This is a genomic window from Micromonospora acroterricola (assembly GCF_003172955.1).
GTDB lineage: Bacteria > Actinomycetota > Actinomycetes > Mycobacteriales > Micromonosporaceae > Micromonospora > Micromonospora acroterricola.
This window is the reverse complement of the sequence record NZ_QGKR01000298.1, coordinates 1-13,910: the sequence shown is the minus strand read 5'-3', so window position 1 is coordinate 13,910 and position 13,910 is coordinate 1. Positions and strand designations below refer to the sequence as shown.

At 73.5% G+C, this 13,910-nt stretch carries 18 protein-coding genes, 1 tRNA gene and 1 pseudogene; 12 read left to right on the top strand and 8 right to left on the bottom strand.

All coding sequences use genetic code 11. The annotated features are described in order from the left end of the window. The 5 genes from DKT68_RS25910 to DKT68_RS25890 form a co-directional block, all read left to right on the top strand. The coding region (locus DKT68_RS25910) for an alpha-ketoacid dehydrogenase subunit beta (protein ID WP_330848950.1) at nt 1-1,177 on the top strand (1,177 nt) is incomplete at its 5' end. Nucleotides 1,178-1,290: 113 nt separating this feature from the next. After that, nucleotides 1,291-1,728 (top strand): DUF3052 domain-containing protein, encoded by a 438-nt coding sequence (locus tag DKT68_RS25905; RefSeq protein WP_007463483.1) that lies wholly within the window; start codon nt 1,291-1,293, stop codon nt 1,726-1,728. Between the two features lie 92 nt (nt 1,729-1,820). After that, nucleotides 1,821-2,285, top strand: coding sequence for a peroxiredoxin (locus DKT68_RS25900; RefSeq protein ID WP_109819993.1), 465 nt, complete (start codon nt 1,821-1,823; stop codon nt 2,283-2,285). A gap of 88 nt (nt 2,286-2,373) precedes the next feature. Further along, a tRNA-Val gene (locus tag DKT68_RS25895) sits at nt 2,374-2,445 on the top strand. 89 nt (nt 2,446-2,534) lie between these two features. Beyond that, complete coding sequence (locus DKT68_RS25890; protein WP_109819992.1) at nt 2,535-3,086, top strand: DinB family protein; 552 nt, start codon at nt 2,535-2,537, stop codon at nt 3,084-3,086. Here the strand turns inward: DKT68_RS25890 and DKT68_RS31240 are convergent. Next, complete coding sequence (locus tag DKT68_RS31240) at nt 3,061-3,207, bottom strand: hypothetical protein (protein WP_161556698.1); 147 nt, start codon at nt 3,205-3,207, stop codon at nt 3,061-3,063. The two genes, DKT68_RS25890 and DKT68_RS31240, sit on opposite strands and share 26 nt — an antisense overlap. Nucleotides 3,208-3,311: 104 nt before the next feature. Next, the gene (locus DKT68_RS25885) at nt 3,312-4,493 is read right to left on the bottom strand and encodes a helix-turn-helix domain-containing protein (RefSeq protein ID WP_201749189.1); all 1,182 of its coding nucleotides are present in this window, start codon (nt 4,491-4,493) and stop codon (nt 3,312-3,314) included. A gap of 153 nt (nt 4,494-4,646) precedes the next feature. Here DKT68_RS25885 and DKT68_RS25880 point away from each other — a divergent pair, with 153 nt between their 5' ends. From DKT68_RS25880 to DKT68_RS25870, 3 genes are all read left to right on the top strand, one after another. Continuing rightward, a complete protein-coding gene (locus DKT68_RS25880) occupies nt 4,647-4,826 on the top strand; it encodes a hypothetical protein (protein ID WP_109819990.1) in 180 nt (59 codons plus the stop codon). Nucleotides 4,827-4,828: 2 nt separating this feature from the next. Continuing rightward, a complete protein-coding gene (locus DKT68_RS25875; protein ID WP_109819989.1) occupies nt 4,829-5,068 on the top strand; it encodes a hypothetical protein in 240 nt (79 codons plus the stop codon). 85 nt (nt 5,069-5,153) lie between these two features. Continuing rightward, nucleotides 5,154-5,702 carry a hypothetical protein gene (locus tag DKT68_RS25870; RefSeq protein WP_109819988.1) on the top strand — a complete coding sequence of 183 codons (549 nt, stop codon included), beginning with the start codon at nt 5,154-5,156 and terminating at the stop codon, nt 5,700-5,702. A gap of 21 nt (nt 5,703-5,723) precedes the next feature. Here DKT68_RS25870 and DKT68_RS25865 read toward each other — a convergent pair whose 3' ends face one another. The 3 genes from DKT68_RS25865 to DKT68_RS25855 all read right to left on the bottom strand — a co-directional run bounded on the left by DKT68_RS25865 (nt 5,724) and on the right by DKT68_RS25855 (nt 8,451). Next, on the bottom strand, nt 5,724-7,115 hold the full coding sequence (locus tag DKT68_RS25865; protein WP_109819987.1) for a hypothetical protein: 1,392 nt from the start codon (nt 7,113-7,115) through the stop codon (nt 5,724-5,726). Then, on the bottom strand, nt 7,112-7,615 hold the full coding sequence (locus DKT68_RS25860) for a SigE family RNA polymerase sigma factor (RefSeq protein WP_109819986.1): 504 nt from the start codon (nt 7,613-7,615) through the stop codon (nt 7,112-7,114). The genes DKT68_RS25865 and DKT68_RS25860 overlap by 4 nt, the downstream gene beginning before the upstream one ends. Before the next feature lie 89 nt (nt 7,616-7,704). After that, nucleotides 7,705-8,451: an SDR family NAD(P)-dependent oxidoreductase gene (locus DKT68_RS25855; RefSeq protein ID WP_236647072.1), complete on the bottom strand. Its 747-nt coding sequence runs from the start codon at nt 8,449-8,451 to the stop codon at nt 7,705-7,707. Nucleotides 8,452-8,612: 161 nt separating this feature from the next. Here DKT68_RS25855 and DKT68_RS25850 point away from each other — a divergent pair, with 161 nt between their 5' ends. Continuing rightward, nucleotides 8,613-9,242 carry an HAD-IA family hydrolase gene (locus DKT68_RS25850; RefSeq protein WP_109819994.1) on the top strand — a complete coding sequence of 210 codons (630 nt, stop codon included), beginning with the start codon at nt 8,613-8,615 and terminating at the stop codon, nt 9,240-9,242. A gap of 38 nt (nt 9,243-9,280) precedes the next feature. Here the strand turns inward: DKT68_RS25850 and DKT68_RS25845 are convergent, their stop codons facing one another. Further along, entirely contained in the window at nt 9,281-10,216 is a 936-nt protein-coding gene (locus tag DKT68_RS25845) for a phosphotransferase family protein (RefSeq protein WP_109819984.1), read from the bottom strand. Nucleotides 10,217-10,349: 133 nt separating this feature from the next. On the opposite strand from DKT68_RS25845, the gene DKT68_RS25840 reads away from it, so the two are divergent. Then, nucleotides 10,350-10,859: a GNAT family N-acetyltransferase gene (locus DKT68_RS25840; protein WP_161556697.1), complete on the top strand. Its 510-nt coding sequence runs from the start codon at nt 10,350-10,352 to the stop codon at nt 10,857-10,859. Nucleotides 10,860-10,953: 94 nt separating this feature from the next. After that, nucleotides 10,954-12,096, top strand: a complete 1,143-nt coding sequence (locus tag DKT68_RS25835; RefSeq protein ID WP_109819982.1) for a polysaccharide pyruvyl transferase family protein — start codon at nt 10,954-10,956, stop codon at nt 12,094-12,096. Nucleotides 12,097-12,104: 8 nt separating this feature from the next. On the opposite strand, the gene DKT68_RS25830 is transcribed toward DKT68_RS25835, so the two are convergent. Continuing rightward, a complete protein-coding gene (locus tag DKT68_RS25830) occupies nt 12,105-12,311 on the bottom strand; it encodes a hypothetical protein (RefSeq protein ID WP_109819981.1) in 207 nt (68 codons plus the stop codon). 80 nt (nt 12,312-12,391) lie between these two features. Then, a complete protein-coding gene (locus tag DKT68_RS25825) occupies nt 12,392-13,267 on the bottom strand; it encodes a carbohydrate kinase family protein (protein WP_109819980.1) in 876 nt (291 codons plus the stop codon). A 63-nt stretch (nt 13,268-13,330) separates the two neighbouring features. Between DKT68_RS25825 and DKT68_RS25820 the strand changes: the two are divergent. Next, nucleotides 13,331-13,910, top strand: a pseudogene (locus tag DKT68_RS25820) (ATP-dependent helicase); the annotation flags it as partial.

Below are 13,910 nucleotides of genomic sequence, written 5' to 3'. Positions count from 1 at the left end.
GTCCAGGTCGGCCGCGAGTTCCGCCGGGCTGCTCGTCGTCGCCACACCGGCGTCGACGAGCAGCCGGGCCGTGGCGGCCCGGGCGAGCGGCGCGGGCGCGGGCGCCCGGGCGGAGGCGTTCGGGGGCAAGCCGCCGGAGCTCGCCGGCCCGCTCACCCTGGCGCAGAGCATCAACGCGGCGCTCGCCGACGGGCTGCTCGACCACCCGCAGATGGCGGTCTTCGGCGAGGACGTGGCCGCCAAGGGCGGCGTGTACGGGGTGACGAAGGGGCTGCGCGACCGGTTCGGGGCGGCCCGCGTCTTCGACACCCTGCTCGACGAGACCTCGGTGCTCGGGTTGGGGCTGGGCGCGGGGCTGGCCGGGATGCTGCCGGTGCCGGAGATCCAGTACCTGGCGTACCTGCACAACGCCGAGGACCAGCTGCGGGGCGAGGCGGCCACGATGCAGTTCTTCTCGCGGGGCGCGTTCCGCAACCCGATGGTGGTGCGGGTGGCGGGGCTGGCGTACCAGGAGGGATTCGGCGGGCACTTCCACAACGACAACTCGGTGGCCGTACTCCGGGACGTGCCCGGTCTGGTGGTCGCCGTGCCGGCGCGGCCGGACGACGCCGCGCCCATGCTGCGGACCTGCCTGGCCAGCGCGGCGGTGGACGGCAGCGTCTGCGTGTTCCTGGAGCCGATCGCGCTCTACCACACCCGCGACCTGTACGCCGAGGGCGACGGGGAGTGGCTGGCCGGCTATCCGGAGCCCGGCTCCTGGGTGGCCGGGCACGTGCCGATCGGCCGGGCCCGGGTCTACCGGGTCGGCTCGGCCGACGACCTGACCATCATCACCTTCGGTAATGGCGTGCGGATGTCGCTGCGGGCCGCGGCCGTCCTCGCCGAGGAGGGGGTGGGCACCCGCGTGGTGGACCTGCGCTGGCTGGCCCCCCTGCCGGTGGCCGACATCATCCGGGAGTCCTCGGCGACCGGCCGGGTGCTGGTGGTGGACGAGACACGCCGTTCCGGCGGTGTCGGTGAGGGCGTGATCGCCGCACTGGTCGACGCCGGATATGTCGGGGCAGCGCGACGAGTAGCCGGAGTTGACTCGTTTGTACCATTAGGTCCGGCAGCACGTCAGGTTCTGGTCTCCCCGGAAGCCATTACCGACGGTGCCCGTACGCTGCTGGCACGGTAAATTCCGTTCCACCCGGTGCGCCACTTGCGCGGGGACGCACAACTGTGTGGACTTTGCCTGACGGCGTCGGTTCCGGCGCCGCGAGCAGGGACGAGATGAGGAGGCACGCGACAGTGAGCGCGACCGCTGGTCAGGCCGCCGACGGGGTACGCAGCCTGGCGGACCGGTTCGGGATCGAACCGGGGATGGTCGTCATGGAGATGGGGTACGACGACGACGTCGACCAGGATCTCCGGGACGCCCTGACCGACCGCTGTGGAGATCTGGTCGACGAGGACACCGACGAGGTGGTCGACGCGGTGCTGGTCTGGTACCGCGACGGCGACGGTGACCTCTTCGAGCTTCTCGTCGACGCCCTCGGCCCGCTGGCCGACAACGGGGTCGTGTGGCTCCTCACCCCGAAGGCGGGGCGTGACGGGCACGTCGAGCCGAGTGAGGTCGCGGAGTCCGCGCCCACCGCCGGCCTTCAGCAGACCTCGACCGTCAACGCCGGCCGGGACTGGAGCGGCGCCCGTCTGGTGCTGCGCCGAGGGGCCAAGGCCAAGAAGTAGCCCGGCCCGTTCCCCCTCGCGCGCCCGGCGGTCCGCACCGCCGGGTTGGCAGGCTCGTGCCCACCTCCCCCCGATCCGACCGAGGAGTTCCCATGCCCATCGACGTGGGCGCCGAGGCGCCGGACTTCGTGCTGAAGGACCAGAACAACCAGGAGGTCCGGCTCTCGGACTTCCGCGGCAGGCGCACCGTGCTGCTGGTGTTCTACCCCCTCGCCTTCACCGGCACCTGCCAGGGCGAGCTGAATGAGATGCGGGACAACCTCGACGAGTACGTGAACGACGCCGTCCAGGTGCTGACGGTCAGCGTCGACTCGGTCTACAGCCACAAGGTCTGGGCCGACCGGGAGGGCTACCAGTTCCCCATGCTGGCCGACTTCTGGCCGCACGGCGCCGTGGCCCAGGCGTACGGGGTCTTCAACGACGCGGCCGGCTTCGCCAACCGCGGCACGTTCGTCATCGACCGCAACGGCGTGGTCCGCTTCGCCGAGCTGAACGGTCCGGGCGAGGCCCGCGACCAGCAGAGCTGGCGCAAGGCCATCGCCGACGCCGCCGCCTGACCACCACCCCACCGGGGTGAGCCGTGCGCCCGGGCCGGCGGCGAGCAGGGTAAGCTTGCCAGCCTCCGGCCCGCCGCACGGGCGTTCCGGGCGCGTAGCTCAGTGGGAGAGCACCCGCCTTACAAGCGGGGGGTCGCAGGTTCGAAACCTGCCGCGCCCACCCCTTCTCGCATCAGCACCAATCCTGGCAGCCTGCCGGTGACCGGCATGGGCAGCGCCCCGCCGCGTCGAGCGGTAGCGTCCGTCTCCATGACCACCGCGGACGAGCACGGTCACCCCGAACCGCCGATCGCGGGCGACGAGACCGCCACGCTGCTCGGCTCCCTGGACCGCCAGCGCGCCACCCTCGCGTGGAAGACCGGCGGTCTCGACGCCGCCGGCCTGCGGGCGACGCTCGGCCGGTCGTCGATCACCCTGGGCGGGCTGCTCAAGCACCTGGCCCTGGTCGAGGACCTCTACTTCTCGCTGAAGCTGGCCGGGCGCTCACCGGGGCCACCGTGGGACACGAACGACTGGGACGCGAATCCGGGCTGGGACTGGCGTTCGGCCGCCCAGGACACCCCCGAACAGCTCTACACGCTCTGGCGGGAGGCGGTGGCCCGCTCCCGCGCCACCGTCGCGGAGCTGCTGGCCGACGCCGGGCCGGAGCAGTTGGCCCGGGGTGACTGGCCGGACGGTCAGGTGCCGAGCCTGCGCCGCATCCTGGTCGACCTGATCGAGGAGTACGCCCGCCACGTCGGCCACGCCGACCTGATCCGGGAGTCGGTGGACGGGCTCACCGGCGAGGACCCGCCCCGCTGACCACGCCGCTCGGATCGATCCGCCAGGTCACCGGCTTGAACCAGAGCTCGGAGCAGACCCGTAGAACGAACGCGGTCACGGCGAAGGGCCAGGCGAGCAGGCGCTCCACCCGAGGCGACATGCTGGCACTGTAGGCGGTCCGGGCAAGCCGCTGGTTCGGCCGCTCAAGCACACATGCCCCACGCGCCAGGCGGCAGCACGGGCACGCTGTGGGCCATCCGTGGCCTACCGAACCGGCGAGCCGCTGCCGATCACTGTCTGTCGCAGGACGTGCAGGGCGCTTTCGAACTCTGCCGTGGCCGGCTCGCGTGGGTACCGGCGGTGCAGTTCGGCGTCCACCTCGCCGGCGATGAGCAGCAGGGACGGGAGCGAGCGGCGGTCGGCTCCGAAGGCTGTCAGACCGGTGTGCACGGCATGTTCCAGGTCGCCGGCCCGCGCTGCGGTGGCTGCCAGCGTCAGCTGTGCCTCTGCCACCCGCATCGGCGACCGTTCGACGCCGTCCGGTGCGGTCCCGGCCTCGATCACTTCAGCGGCGTACCGCTCGGCCCGAACATCGTCCTCGGCAAGCCGGTAGGCGTCCATCGCGTAGAACGACCACTTCGCGGGGTCGACCTGGAAATGATCGTCGGGCCTGTCCGGTGCTGGCAGATGATCCAGCAGATGCCGACCGCGGTCGAGTGCTCTCCGGACGCCCGCGAGGTCGCCGAGCCGGCCGAGGGATTTGGCTTCCTGGGCGATGAGCTGCACCGTGACGGACGACGAGCCGGCCGCCTCCTGGCCGGCACGGGCGGCGTCGAGCGCCGCCGAACAACGCGACTGGGTGAGGGCGAACCACGCGGCCATTTCCCACGCCCACCCGACGATCCCGTTGTGCCCGGCCTCTTCGCCGAGCTGCCGGGCCGCCGTCCGGGTCGCCTCCGCGCTCGCACGCATTCCGAGGTCGTACTCGACGCAGCCGATGAGCAGCGCCAGCCAGCCCGCGCAGACCAGCAGTTCCCGGTGCTCACGAAGGCCGACCGGTTGCCGGAGCAGGCGGACGGTCTCGCGAAGCCAGCCCTGTCCCTCGGCCCGAAGCTGACGGGCGTCGCGCCAACCGTACTGACAGCACAGATCAGTGATGGTGGCCTGGAGCGATTCGAGGGTGGCTGGAGTGGCGTCGCTGAGGCGGACCCGGCGCAGCAGATCGGCGGTCTCCCACGGCCGCGCATCCTGCGCGGCGGCGACGTCCAGATGAGCATTGGCGATGAGCTCACCCCGCGCGCCGAGGACGTTGTCGATGCGCCGCGCGAGATCGTCGGTGGGCTTGCGGTGGCCGTTCTCCAACCGCGACAGGTGGCCCTTGTCGGCGGGTAGTCGCTCGGCGAGGGCGGCCAGGGAGAGCCCATGGGCTTCCCGCAACGCTCGCATCCGCGCACCGAAGGATGGCACCGACTCGTCCTCTCGCCGTTGCGCGTTGCCGGCCCGCCGTTGGCAACCGCAACCCGTAGACCAGCCGAGAATACCGCCGCAGAGTGATGGCTGGAATGACGGTGGGTGACTGATCGGCGAATGAGGGAATCGATGCGGCGGGTGCGATTCGACGAGTACCTCATCGTCACCGCACTCACCCTCGCCCGGCGGCACCACCCGGTCTGGTCCTGGCGGAGATGGCGACGGATCTGCCGCTGTGGAGCGGACCTTCCCTGCCGGACTCGGCACCGGATTCCGATCAGCCGCCAGCACTGGCCGGACGAGGAGTGAGCATGGGCGACGAGCAGGCGGCGGGGACCAGCCACGGGCCGGTCCTGCCAATCTGGAGCTGCGACGGCTGCGCCCTGCCCTGGCCCTGTCCCACGGAAAGGCGGAAACTTCGCGCCGAGTTCGCGGAGGCGCCACTGACCCTGGCCCTCTATCTGGGCGCGCAGCTCGCTCGGGCGAGCGCGGATCTGACCGTGATCCCCGCCGACCGGCTGCACCGGCGGTTCGTCGGGTGGCTGCGATGAACACGCCTCCCTTCCGGGACAGGCATCGAGCCAGGTCGGCAACTCCGGTGAGGGCCGGTGCACCTGATGACGCCATGATGGGCGGGTGCAGGACACCGTCGCCGTCGCGCTGATCACCGCTCTGTCCACGTTGGCCGCCGCGGCCCTGACCGGGCTGGTCGGCGCACTCAGCACCCGCCGGCAACTGGCCCACCAGCTCACCGTTGCCCGTCAGGAGAAGGCCGAGCGGCGGGCCACGCGCCGGGACGAGCTGCGGCGGGACGCGTACGTCGGGTTCCTGAGCGCCTGCGACCAGGCGTACCGGCGGTTGGACCGGCGGTGGGTGGAGGCCGGCGGAGACGAGCCGGCACCCGGCTACGACGAGACCTACGCCGCCATGCGCGGCGTGGACGAGGCGTACAACCTGGTGTTGCTGGAGGGCCCGGCGGACGTCGCGTCGGCGGCCCGGTCGGTGCTGGCCAGCCTCACCGCGGAGTACGCCGATCAGCGCCGGCTCGGCGGCGAGGCGGGCGCTGCGACGGTGCCGCTGCGCGACCGGCACCGGGAGCGTTGGCTCGCCGCGATCGAGGTACGGACGAACCGCCGCGTCTCGTTCGTCGACGCGGTGCGGCCGGTCCTGGAGGGGGACGGGTGACCTGAACGGTGCTGCCGTCCCTCACCCACCGGGTCGGCGTGTCCGCCTGAACCGCCGGTCGTCGAGCCAAAGCGCGATCCGCTGACGGCTCACGGACAGCACGGTCCCGGCTACCACCAGCACGGTGATGAGACCGGTCCAGAGCCAGAACCGGCCGCCCACCCCGCCGGGCGGCTGCGCGTCGCGGGTACGTCCGCCCTGGATCACCTGGTCGGCGATGTCGACGGCGAGCACCTGGTCCGGTGCGGTCAACACGGTTCGCGGCGCGGTGGCGCCGGGCGTCAGGGCCAGCACCCGCACGCTGCGCACGCGCCGGTCGGTCGTGGGCGGGTCCGTTTGCTCCTCCAGTGGCCGGTCGGGGGCGAGGGGGTCCGGCTGGTAGGCCGCCACCAGCGCCGACCCGTCCGGCGCCCACCCGAGCAGCCGGATGGCAACGACCCCGGACACGGCGGGCAGGCGCAGTGGCCCGACGTCCCGGCCGCTGGCGGGGTCGACCTGGCGCAGGGTCCACTCGGTGGTGTGCGACCGGCGGGCGGCCAGTGTCAGCGTCACGCCGTCGGGACGCCACGCGCCCTTGCCTGCCAGCCAGGTGTCGTCGGGCAGCGCGAACGAGGAGAGCTCCCGGCCATCGAGGTCCGTCACGGCGACCGTGCGGCCGTACTGGTAGGCGAGCCGACCGGGGTCGGCGGCGACGGTCGATCCGACGCGCGCCTCCTGGGCGCCGGCGGCCAGCCTGGTCCATCGCTCCCCGTCGAGGGCCACCACGCTCAGCACGGAGGTGTAGGTGGCCCCGTCGAACGCGACCGGCACGTCGTCGCGGACCACCAGCGACCGGCCGTCGGCGGACCAGCCGACCGGTGTGCTCCCCACGCTGCCGTCGACGGTGGACGTCAGCTGCCGGGTCCGGCCGGTGACCAGGTCGACGACGTCGACGTCGGGATCGTCCTGGTCTCCGTCGGGACGGGCCAGGTACCGGCCGTCGGGCGAGAGGTGGACCGACTCGCCCGCCGGGGCCTCCCTGCCTGTCCGCATGATCCGGTAGCGGTCGGAGTTGGCGGCGACCACGCCGATGACGTTCGTGTCGTTCAATCCGTGCAGGCGCGGTGCCGAACCGCTGAAGACGATCGACGCGGGACCGAGGCGGGGACGGTCGGTGACGTGCAGCGTGCCGATCGGTGGCAGGGCGATGTGGTCGGGCAGCGCGGCGTCGGCGGCGGCGGCCGGGTCGAGGGCAGGGGTACGGGTCAGCGGCACCACGACGCCGGCCAGCGCGAGCAGCGTCAGCGCCCCGGCGGCGGCGGTCAGCCGGCGCCGACGGTCGCGGCGGGCGGTGGCGAGCGCGCGGTCGTAGACGGGGTAGGTGGGTACGTCCTCGGCGGTCCAGCGCAGTGCCTCGCGGAGTCGGGCGGTCATCGGGTGCTCCTCTCCGCGGCGGTGTCGACCAGTTCGGGCGCGACGGTTCGGAGCCGCCGTATGGCGTCGTGGGCGTGGCGTTTGACGGTGCCGATGGAGCAGCCGAGCATCTCGGCGACCTGGGCTTCGGTGCGGTCCTCGTAGTAGCGCAGCACGATGACGGCGCGTTGGCGGGGTGTGAGGTGGCGTAGCGCGGCGGTGAGGGTCAGCCGTAGTGCGGTGGTGTCGCTGTGGTCGGCGCCGGCCTGTTCGGTGGGTTCGGCTTCGAGTCGTTCGGCGAGGCGACGGCGCCGCCACCAGGAGACCTGCTGGTGGTACATGACGCGGCGCACGTACGCCTCCGCGTCCCCGTCGCGGATCCGTCGCCAGTGCCGGTAGGTGCGGGCCAGGGCGGTCTGCACCAGATCCTCGGCGAGCTGGTGGTCGCCGGTGAGCAGGTAGGCGGTCCGGGACAGGGCCGGCGAACGGTGCACCACGAACTCGTGGAACGTCTCGGTCATGCCCACCCCCCTCATCAGGACAGACGCCTCCCGGGCGGGAAATGGTTGAGGCCGGGCGCGCCGGCTGTGATCCGACTCGCCCGGTGTCCTCAGCTGGTGAAGCCGCCGTCCACGTTGACCACCGCGCCGGTCACGTAGCCGGCCTCGCGGCTGGCCAGGTGCGCGACGGTGGCGGCGATGTCGGCGGGGCGAGCGTAGCGGCCGACGGCGGTGAAGCCGGCGATCGCCGCCGCGTTCGGCCCGTCCGCCGGGTTGGCGTCGGTGTCCGTGGGCCCCGGGTTGACCAGGTTGACGGTGATGCCCCGGGGGCCCAGCTCGCGGGCCAGGCCCCGGGTCAGCCCGACCAGGGCGGTCTTGCTCATCGAGTAGAGCGCCAGCCCGGGGAAGACGGCCCGTTCACCGACGTTGCTGCCGATGCTGATGATCCGCCCGCCGTCGCCCAAGTGACGCAGTGCCGCCTGCGCGGCGACGTACGGCGCCCGGACGTTCACCGCGATCGTCTGCTCCAGCTCCGCCGTGCCGAGGTCGTTGACGGCGCCGACCAGGAACACCGCGGCGTTGTTCACCAGGATGTCCAGCCGACCCAGCTCGGTGGCCGTCCGGTCGACCGCGTCGCGTACGGCGGCGGGGTCGGCGCCGTCGGCCTGGAGGACCAGCGCCCGCCGGCCCAGCGCCTCGATCTGTTTCGCCACGGTCGCGGCCTGCTCCGCGTTCTGCCGGTAGGTCAGCGCCACGTCGGCACCGTCCTGTGCCAGGCGCAGCGCGATACCGGCCCCGATGCCCCGGGAACCCCCGGTCACCAGGGCGACCTTGCCGTCAAGTGTCGTCGTCGTCATCATGCAAACGATCATGTCGCCGGTTCGGTCCCGAGTCTGGCGGCCATCGGACCCCTCGCTCCCAGCCCAGGGTCCGTTTCCCGCCATCGGTCACCCGAGGTCGGCACCTGACCGGCGGCCGGATCTATTCTCGTGACGAAGCGAATTCGGGGGGCGTGATCGTGGAGCTGGCAGAGATCGACGCGGTGCTGTTCGACATGGATGGCACCCTGGTGGACTCCGACGCCGCCGTCGAGCGCGCCTGGGGGCGGTGGGCGGCCGAGTACGCCGTAGCGCCGGAGGCGGCGCTGGCGATCGCGCACGGCAGACCCGCCGATCAGACCATTCGCCGACTGCTGCCCACGCTCGACGCTGCCACCGTCGCCGTGGCGGCGGCGCGGCAGTTGGCGTTGCAGTACGACGACCTGTCCGACGTGACGGCCACCCCGGGCGCCCACGAACTGCTGGCGACACTGGCCCGGTTGGGGTTGCCCTGGGCGGTGGTCACCAGCGCCGACGCCCGGCTGGCCGAGGCCCGGCTCGGCGCCGCCGGCATCGTTGCGCCGGTGCTGGTCACGGTGGAGGACGTCAGCGCGGGCAAGCCGGATCCGCAGGGCTACCTGCGGGCCGCCGCGCTGCTCGACGTGTCCCCGGCGCGGTGTCTCGTCGTCGAGGACGCCGAGGTGGGGCTGCAGGCTGGGCGCGCGGCCGGCGCGATGATCGCAGCGCTGAAGGGGCTCGACGGCGATCTGCGCCTCGACGATCTGACGCAGCTGGCGCAGCGGCTGGAGTCGACGCCAGCGGCACCGTAGGCGGCCAGCTCGGGCGGGACACCACTCGGACGAATTGGTCAGGGGAGGCGCTGGGCCAGCCAGGGGAGCAGTGCGTCGGCCTGGGCCTGCTGGAAGGCGCGGACGGTGGGGATGCCGAGCGGCGGTGGACGCCGGGCGCTGTCGGCGAAGAAGCCGGCCATGCCGACGTACATCCCGGTGAGCGCGGCCGGGTCGACATCGGCGGTGAGCGGCAGCCGGCGTAGCAGCGCCTCGGTGTCGTGCCCACCGTGCAGCCGGACGTTGACCAGCAGCAGCGCGGTGTCCAGCCAGGCCGGGCCCCGGCAGGCCCACGGCCAGTCGACCACGGTGATCGTGCCGGTGGCGTCGAGCAGCAGGTTGTCGGCCCGCACGTCCACGTGGCAGAGCGTGTCACCGGTCAGCGCGGCGATGCCCTGGTCGGCGGCGGCGCACAGCTGGTCCAGGTGCGCGCGGGCCCACGGGTCCAGCCGCTCCGGCGGGTCGGCGGCGATCCGGTGCCAGCCGGCGAAGTCCCAGGCCAACCGTTCGGCCGCGGTCGGCACGTGCGTCACCGGGCTCGGGGTGAGGGCGTCGGCCATCCTCTCGAGGGCTCTCAGCACGCCGGACAGTTCGTCGGCGCGCCACGGCGTGGTCGGGTGCCGACCGTCCACCTCGGAAAAGACCAGCGCCACCCACTCGCCGTCGTCGTGGGAGCCGAGCAGGCGGGGCGTCGGTGCCGAGGCCGGCAGTGCGGCGGCGATCCGCGCCTCGGCGCGGTGCATGGCGGGGCTGTCCGGGTTCTGTGCGGGGCTGACCGCCTTGACGAACGCCCGCCGCCCGGCCGCGGTGCGTACCCGATCCGCGGTGCCCGGCGAATATCCGCCCGGCTGGGACACCGCTTGCACCACCCGATCACCGAGGATGCCCTCCACCGAGGCCCGGACCCGCTCCGGCAGGCCCGTCCAGCCGATCCGGGTCGTGGTCCGCTCCGCCATCCACCCACCGTGCGCCCCGCTCACAGCGGCGGACAACCCAATTTGCGGGCGGGGGCCGTCCCGTCGCCGCGGCCGCGACGATTCCGGTGGCGCGTCCCGGCCGGCCCTGCTGCACTACACGCTGAAACCGACGATGAAGGAGGCAGACCCGGTGGAGTTGACGTTGACGCCGATGAGCGAGCAGGAGCTGACCCCGCTGCGGGAGTCGCTGGAAGAGGTGTACGCCGAGGACCTGGCCACGCACCGGGGGCTGACCCCGCAGGCGGCCCGGGAGCGGTCGGCGAGCCAGCTGCGGGAGCTGCTACCGGCGGGCGCCGCCACCGAGGGAGCGCTGCTGCGGGTGGCCCGGGTCGACGACACCGAGGTCGGCTGGATCTGGGTGACCCTGCCCGGGACGCCCGGCGCCACCGACAAGGGCTCTCGGGCCTGGATCCACAACATCGAGGTGCATCCGGCGCACCGGGGACGCGGGCACGCACGTCGCATGATTCAGCTCATGGAGGCGGAACTGGCCCAGCTGGGGGTGCCCGAGCTGGGGCTGAACGTCTTCGGCACGAACACCGTGGCGATCGGGCTCTACCGGAGCCTGGGCTTCGAGGTCGCCGCCCAGCAGATGGTCAAGCGGCTCGACCCGGCGGACTGAGCCGGCGCCAGGTCCGGTCAGGCGTCCTCCCGGCAGGACTGTTCACCCACCCAGCGGGAACCCGGCCCGGACCGCACCTGGGGAGGAGCGACGGATGACGCACGGCGCCGGACTGACCATCGGTGTGCTCGGCTCGTACGGGGGCCGGAACCTCGGCGACGAGGCGATCCTCACCGGCCTGCTCGCCGATCTGCGCACACAGGAGCCGAACGCCCGGATCATCGTCTTCTCCCGCAACCCGGAGCACACCCGGGCCGCCCACCCCCACGTGGAGGCGGTGCCCTGGGAGGGCGTCAGCCGTACCGACTCCGCCCTGGTCCTCGCCCAGCTCGACCTGCTCATCCTGGGCGGCGGCGGGATCCTCTACGACCGGGAGGCACGCCGCTACCTGCGGGTGGTCCGGGTCGCCCAGGAGCGCGGCCTGCCCCTGATCACGTACGCGGTGGGGGTCGGCCCGCTCAGCGATGCCGTGGACACCGGCATGGTCCGGGAAACGCTCGCCAGCGCTGCCCAGGTGACCGTTCGTGACCAGGAGTCCCGGATGATGCTGGAGGAGGCCGGTCTGCTCAACCCCATCACGGTCACCGCCGACCCGGCGTTCCTGTTGCAGCCGGCGGACTTTCCACCCCACCTGCTGGCCGAGGAGGGCGTGCCGGCCGGCAACCGGCTGGTCGGGATCAGCGTGCGGGAGCCCGGGCGGGCCGCCGAACGCCTCGACGTGGACGGCTACCACCGGCTGCTGGCCCAGATCGGCGACTTCCTGGTGCACCGGATCGACGCGTACGTGCTGTTCGTGCCGATGGAACGCGACGACATCCGGCACGCCCACGGGGTGTTGTCGCACATGGTCGCCGCCGACCGGGGGCGCATCCTGCACGGCACCTACTCACCGGAGCAGGTGCTCGGCTTGATGCGCCACTTCGACCTGGCCGTCGGCATGCGCCTGCACTTCCTGATCTTCGCGGCGATGGTCGGCACACCGTTCCTGCCGCTGCCGTACGCCGGCAAGGTCTTCGACCTGGCCCAGCGGCTCGGCGTGCCGGCGCTGCGCGGCGTGGAGCGGGAGGTCGAGGGGCCGCTGCTGGCCGAGGTCGACCGGCTCTGGGATGAGCGGGAGCAGCGCGCCGAGGCCACCGCCAGACGGGTGGCCGAGGTCTGCGAGCTGGCCAGGGGCACCTCCGAGGTCACCCGCGGCGTGCTCGACAGCCTGCGCAACCAGACCCTCGCCCGGGTCTGAACCAGCGGTCACACCGCCGGGCCGGTCCACCGGTAGCGCCACTCACGGGCCTGCTCGCCCGCGGACTCCAGCTCGTAGATCTGCGCCTCGGCCAGCCCACCGGACCCGAGGTGGTGGTGGGTCAAGGGTGGACGGCCGTTGCTGTCCAGCTCGACGGTGACGGTCTGTCCGTCCGCCGCGCCGCCGACGAGAGGGATGTGCACGGTTGAGGCCATGCGCCCATCCTGCCCGCCGCGCCAGCGCCCCGCAGCGGATAGCGGCGCAGCGGGACGCGCGGCGCGTGGGGCGGTCCGCGTCACTCGGTGGGCAGCAGGCCCGGCGGGTACTCCATGCCGTCGTGGGTGCAGGCGGCGGCGGCCACCCGGGCCGCGTACCGGGCCGACTCCGCCAGCGGCCGGCCGCGCAGCCGACCGGCGATCAGCCCGGCCGCGAACGCGTCGCCCGCCCCGTTGCTGTCCACCACCGGCCCGGGTGGCGTGGCGGGCGGCACCGGCACCGCCGTGCCGTCGCCCGGGTACAGCGCGGCGCCCTCCGCGCCCCGGGTCACGACCACCGTGCGGGGCGCCAGCGCGCCCGCGAGCGGCGCGGCCTGGTGGGCGAGCCGCACTCCGCTGACCAGGACCAGGTCGGCGACCTCGGCGAACGGCCGGTGGTAGGGGTTCGCGCCGTCCCAGTCGTGCAGGTCGGTGGAGAGCGCAACGCCCGCCGGGAGAGCGGCCCGCACCGCGGGCAGCAGCGGCACCGTCCAGTCCATGATCGAGAGGTGTACGTGCCGGGCGTCCCGGACCAGCGCGGCCAGCTCCGTCGGCGGAAACGGCGGATCGTGGCCCTGCCAGGGACGCGGGTCGTACAGCGACGTGCGTCGCCCGCCCGGGTCCACCAGGTTCACCGACCGCCGGGTCCCGGCGCGATCCTCGGCCAGCACCGCGGGCACCCCGGCCCGGGTCAGCGCCGCCCGGACCAGGTCGCCGGCCGGGTCCGCGCCGAGGGTGTCGACCACCCGTACCCGCAGGCCGAGTGCGCGCCCGGCCAGCGCCACCCCGGCGCCGGTGTTGCCGATCCGCAGCTCGATCGGCTCGACGGTGTGCGAATCGGCGTCCGGTAGTGGCAGCGCGGGCACCCGGACCCGCACGTCCACCCCGAGCCCGCCGATGACCAGCAGGTCGACCATGGCGCCGACGCTAGCCCATCGGGGCCGCCTATCCTGGGCGCGGGCGGCGACAAGGGGGAGTACGTGCTGGTCATCCACGGGCTGTGGCTGCCCGGCGACGGCGGAACCGCCGGCCTCGCCGTCTGGGCCGAGGACAGCGCCGTCCCGGCCGCCACCTCGCCGCGCCCCGGCCGGGCGCCCCGGGAGCGCCCGCATCCCTTCGCCGCCGGGCACGCGGCGCTGGCCACCGCCCTCGCCGAGGCCGCCGAGCCGGCCCGTCCGGACACCGCGCTGCTCACCCTGCCCACCCGGGCGGGCGCGCCGACCGACTCACCCGAGCTGATCCGGACCGACGTCGCGCCCCCGGCCCGCGGTCGCCTCACCCTGGCCGGGTGGCGGGTCCCCGTGCTGGTGTACGCCCCGGACGACGCGCTGCCGCTGCTCCGCGGCCTGGACGACCTTCCGGCGGTGCCCGGGGCGACCCTGCGTCACCTCGCCGAGCTGGCCGACTTCGCCGCCGACCTGGTGACCCGTGGCCGTGTCCTTCCCGGCGTCGACACCACGGACGCTGGGGTGGGCGTGACGGAGCCGACCGACACCGCGGGCCGGGGCTCGCCGGGGGACGGGGCGGTGCAGGTGTCGGCCCGGGCCATCTGGCGACCCC

Coding starts and splice junctions, on each gene's coding strand:
- DKT68_RS25900 (WP_109819993.1), top strand. CDS start 1,821: ATGCCCATCGACGTGGGCGCCGAGGCGCCGGACTTCGTGCTGAAGGAC.
- DKT68_RS25890 (WP_109819992.1), top strand. CDS start 2,535: ATGACCACCGCGGACGAGCACGGTCACCCCGAACCGCCGATCGCGGGC.
- DKT68_RS31240 (WP_161556698.1), bottom strand. CDS start 3,207: ATGTCGCCTCGGGTGGAGCGCCTGCTCGCCTGGCCCTTCGCCGTGACC.
- DKT68_RS25885 (WP_201749189.1), bottom strand. CDS start 4,493: ATGCGAGCGTTGCGGGAAGCCCATGGGCTCTCCCTGGCCGCCCTCGCC.
- DKT68_RS25880 (WP_109819990.1), top strand. CDS start 4,647: ATGCGGCGGGTGCGATTCGACGAGTACCTCATCGTCACCGCACTCACC.
- DKT68_RS25875 (WP_109819989.1), top strand. CDS start 4,829: ATGGGCGACGAGCAGGCGGCGGGGACCAGCCACGGGCCGGTCCTGCCA.
- DKT68_RS25865 (WP_109819987.1), bottom strand. CDS start 7,115: ATGACCGCCCGACTCCGCGAGGCACTGCGCTGGACCGCCGAGGACGTA.
- DKT68_RS25860 (WP_109819986.1), bottom strand. CDS start 7,615: ATGACCGAGACGTTCCACGAGTTCGTGGTGCACCGTTCGCCGGCCCTG.
- DKT68_RS25855 (WP_236647072.1), bottom strand. CDS start 8,451: ATGACGACGACGACACTTGACGGCAAGGTCGCCCTGGTGACCGGGGGT.
- DKT68_RS25845 (WP_109819984.1), bottom strand. CDS start 10,216: ATGGCGGAGCGGACCACGACCCGGATCGGCTGGACGGGCCTGCCGGAG.
- DKT68_RS25840 (WP_161556697.1), top strand. CDS start 10,350: ATGAAGGAGGCAGACCCGGTGGAGTTGACGTTGACGCCGATGAGCGAG.
- DKT68_RS25835 (WP_109819982.1), top strand. CDS start 10,954: ATGACGCACGGCGCCGGACTGACCATCGGTGTGCTCGGCTCGTACGGG.
- DKT68_RS25830 (WP_109819981.1), bottom strand. CDS start 12,311: ATGGCCTCAACCGTGCACATCCCTCTCGTCGGCGGCGCGGCGGACGGA.
- DKT68_RS25825 (WP_109819980.1), bottom strand. CDS start 13,267: ATGGTCGACCTGCTGGTCATCGGCGGGCTCGGGGTGGACGTGCGGGTC.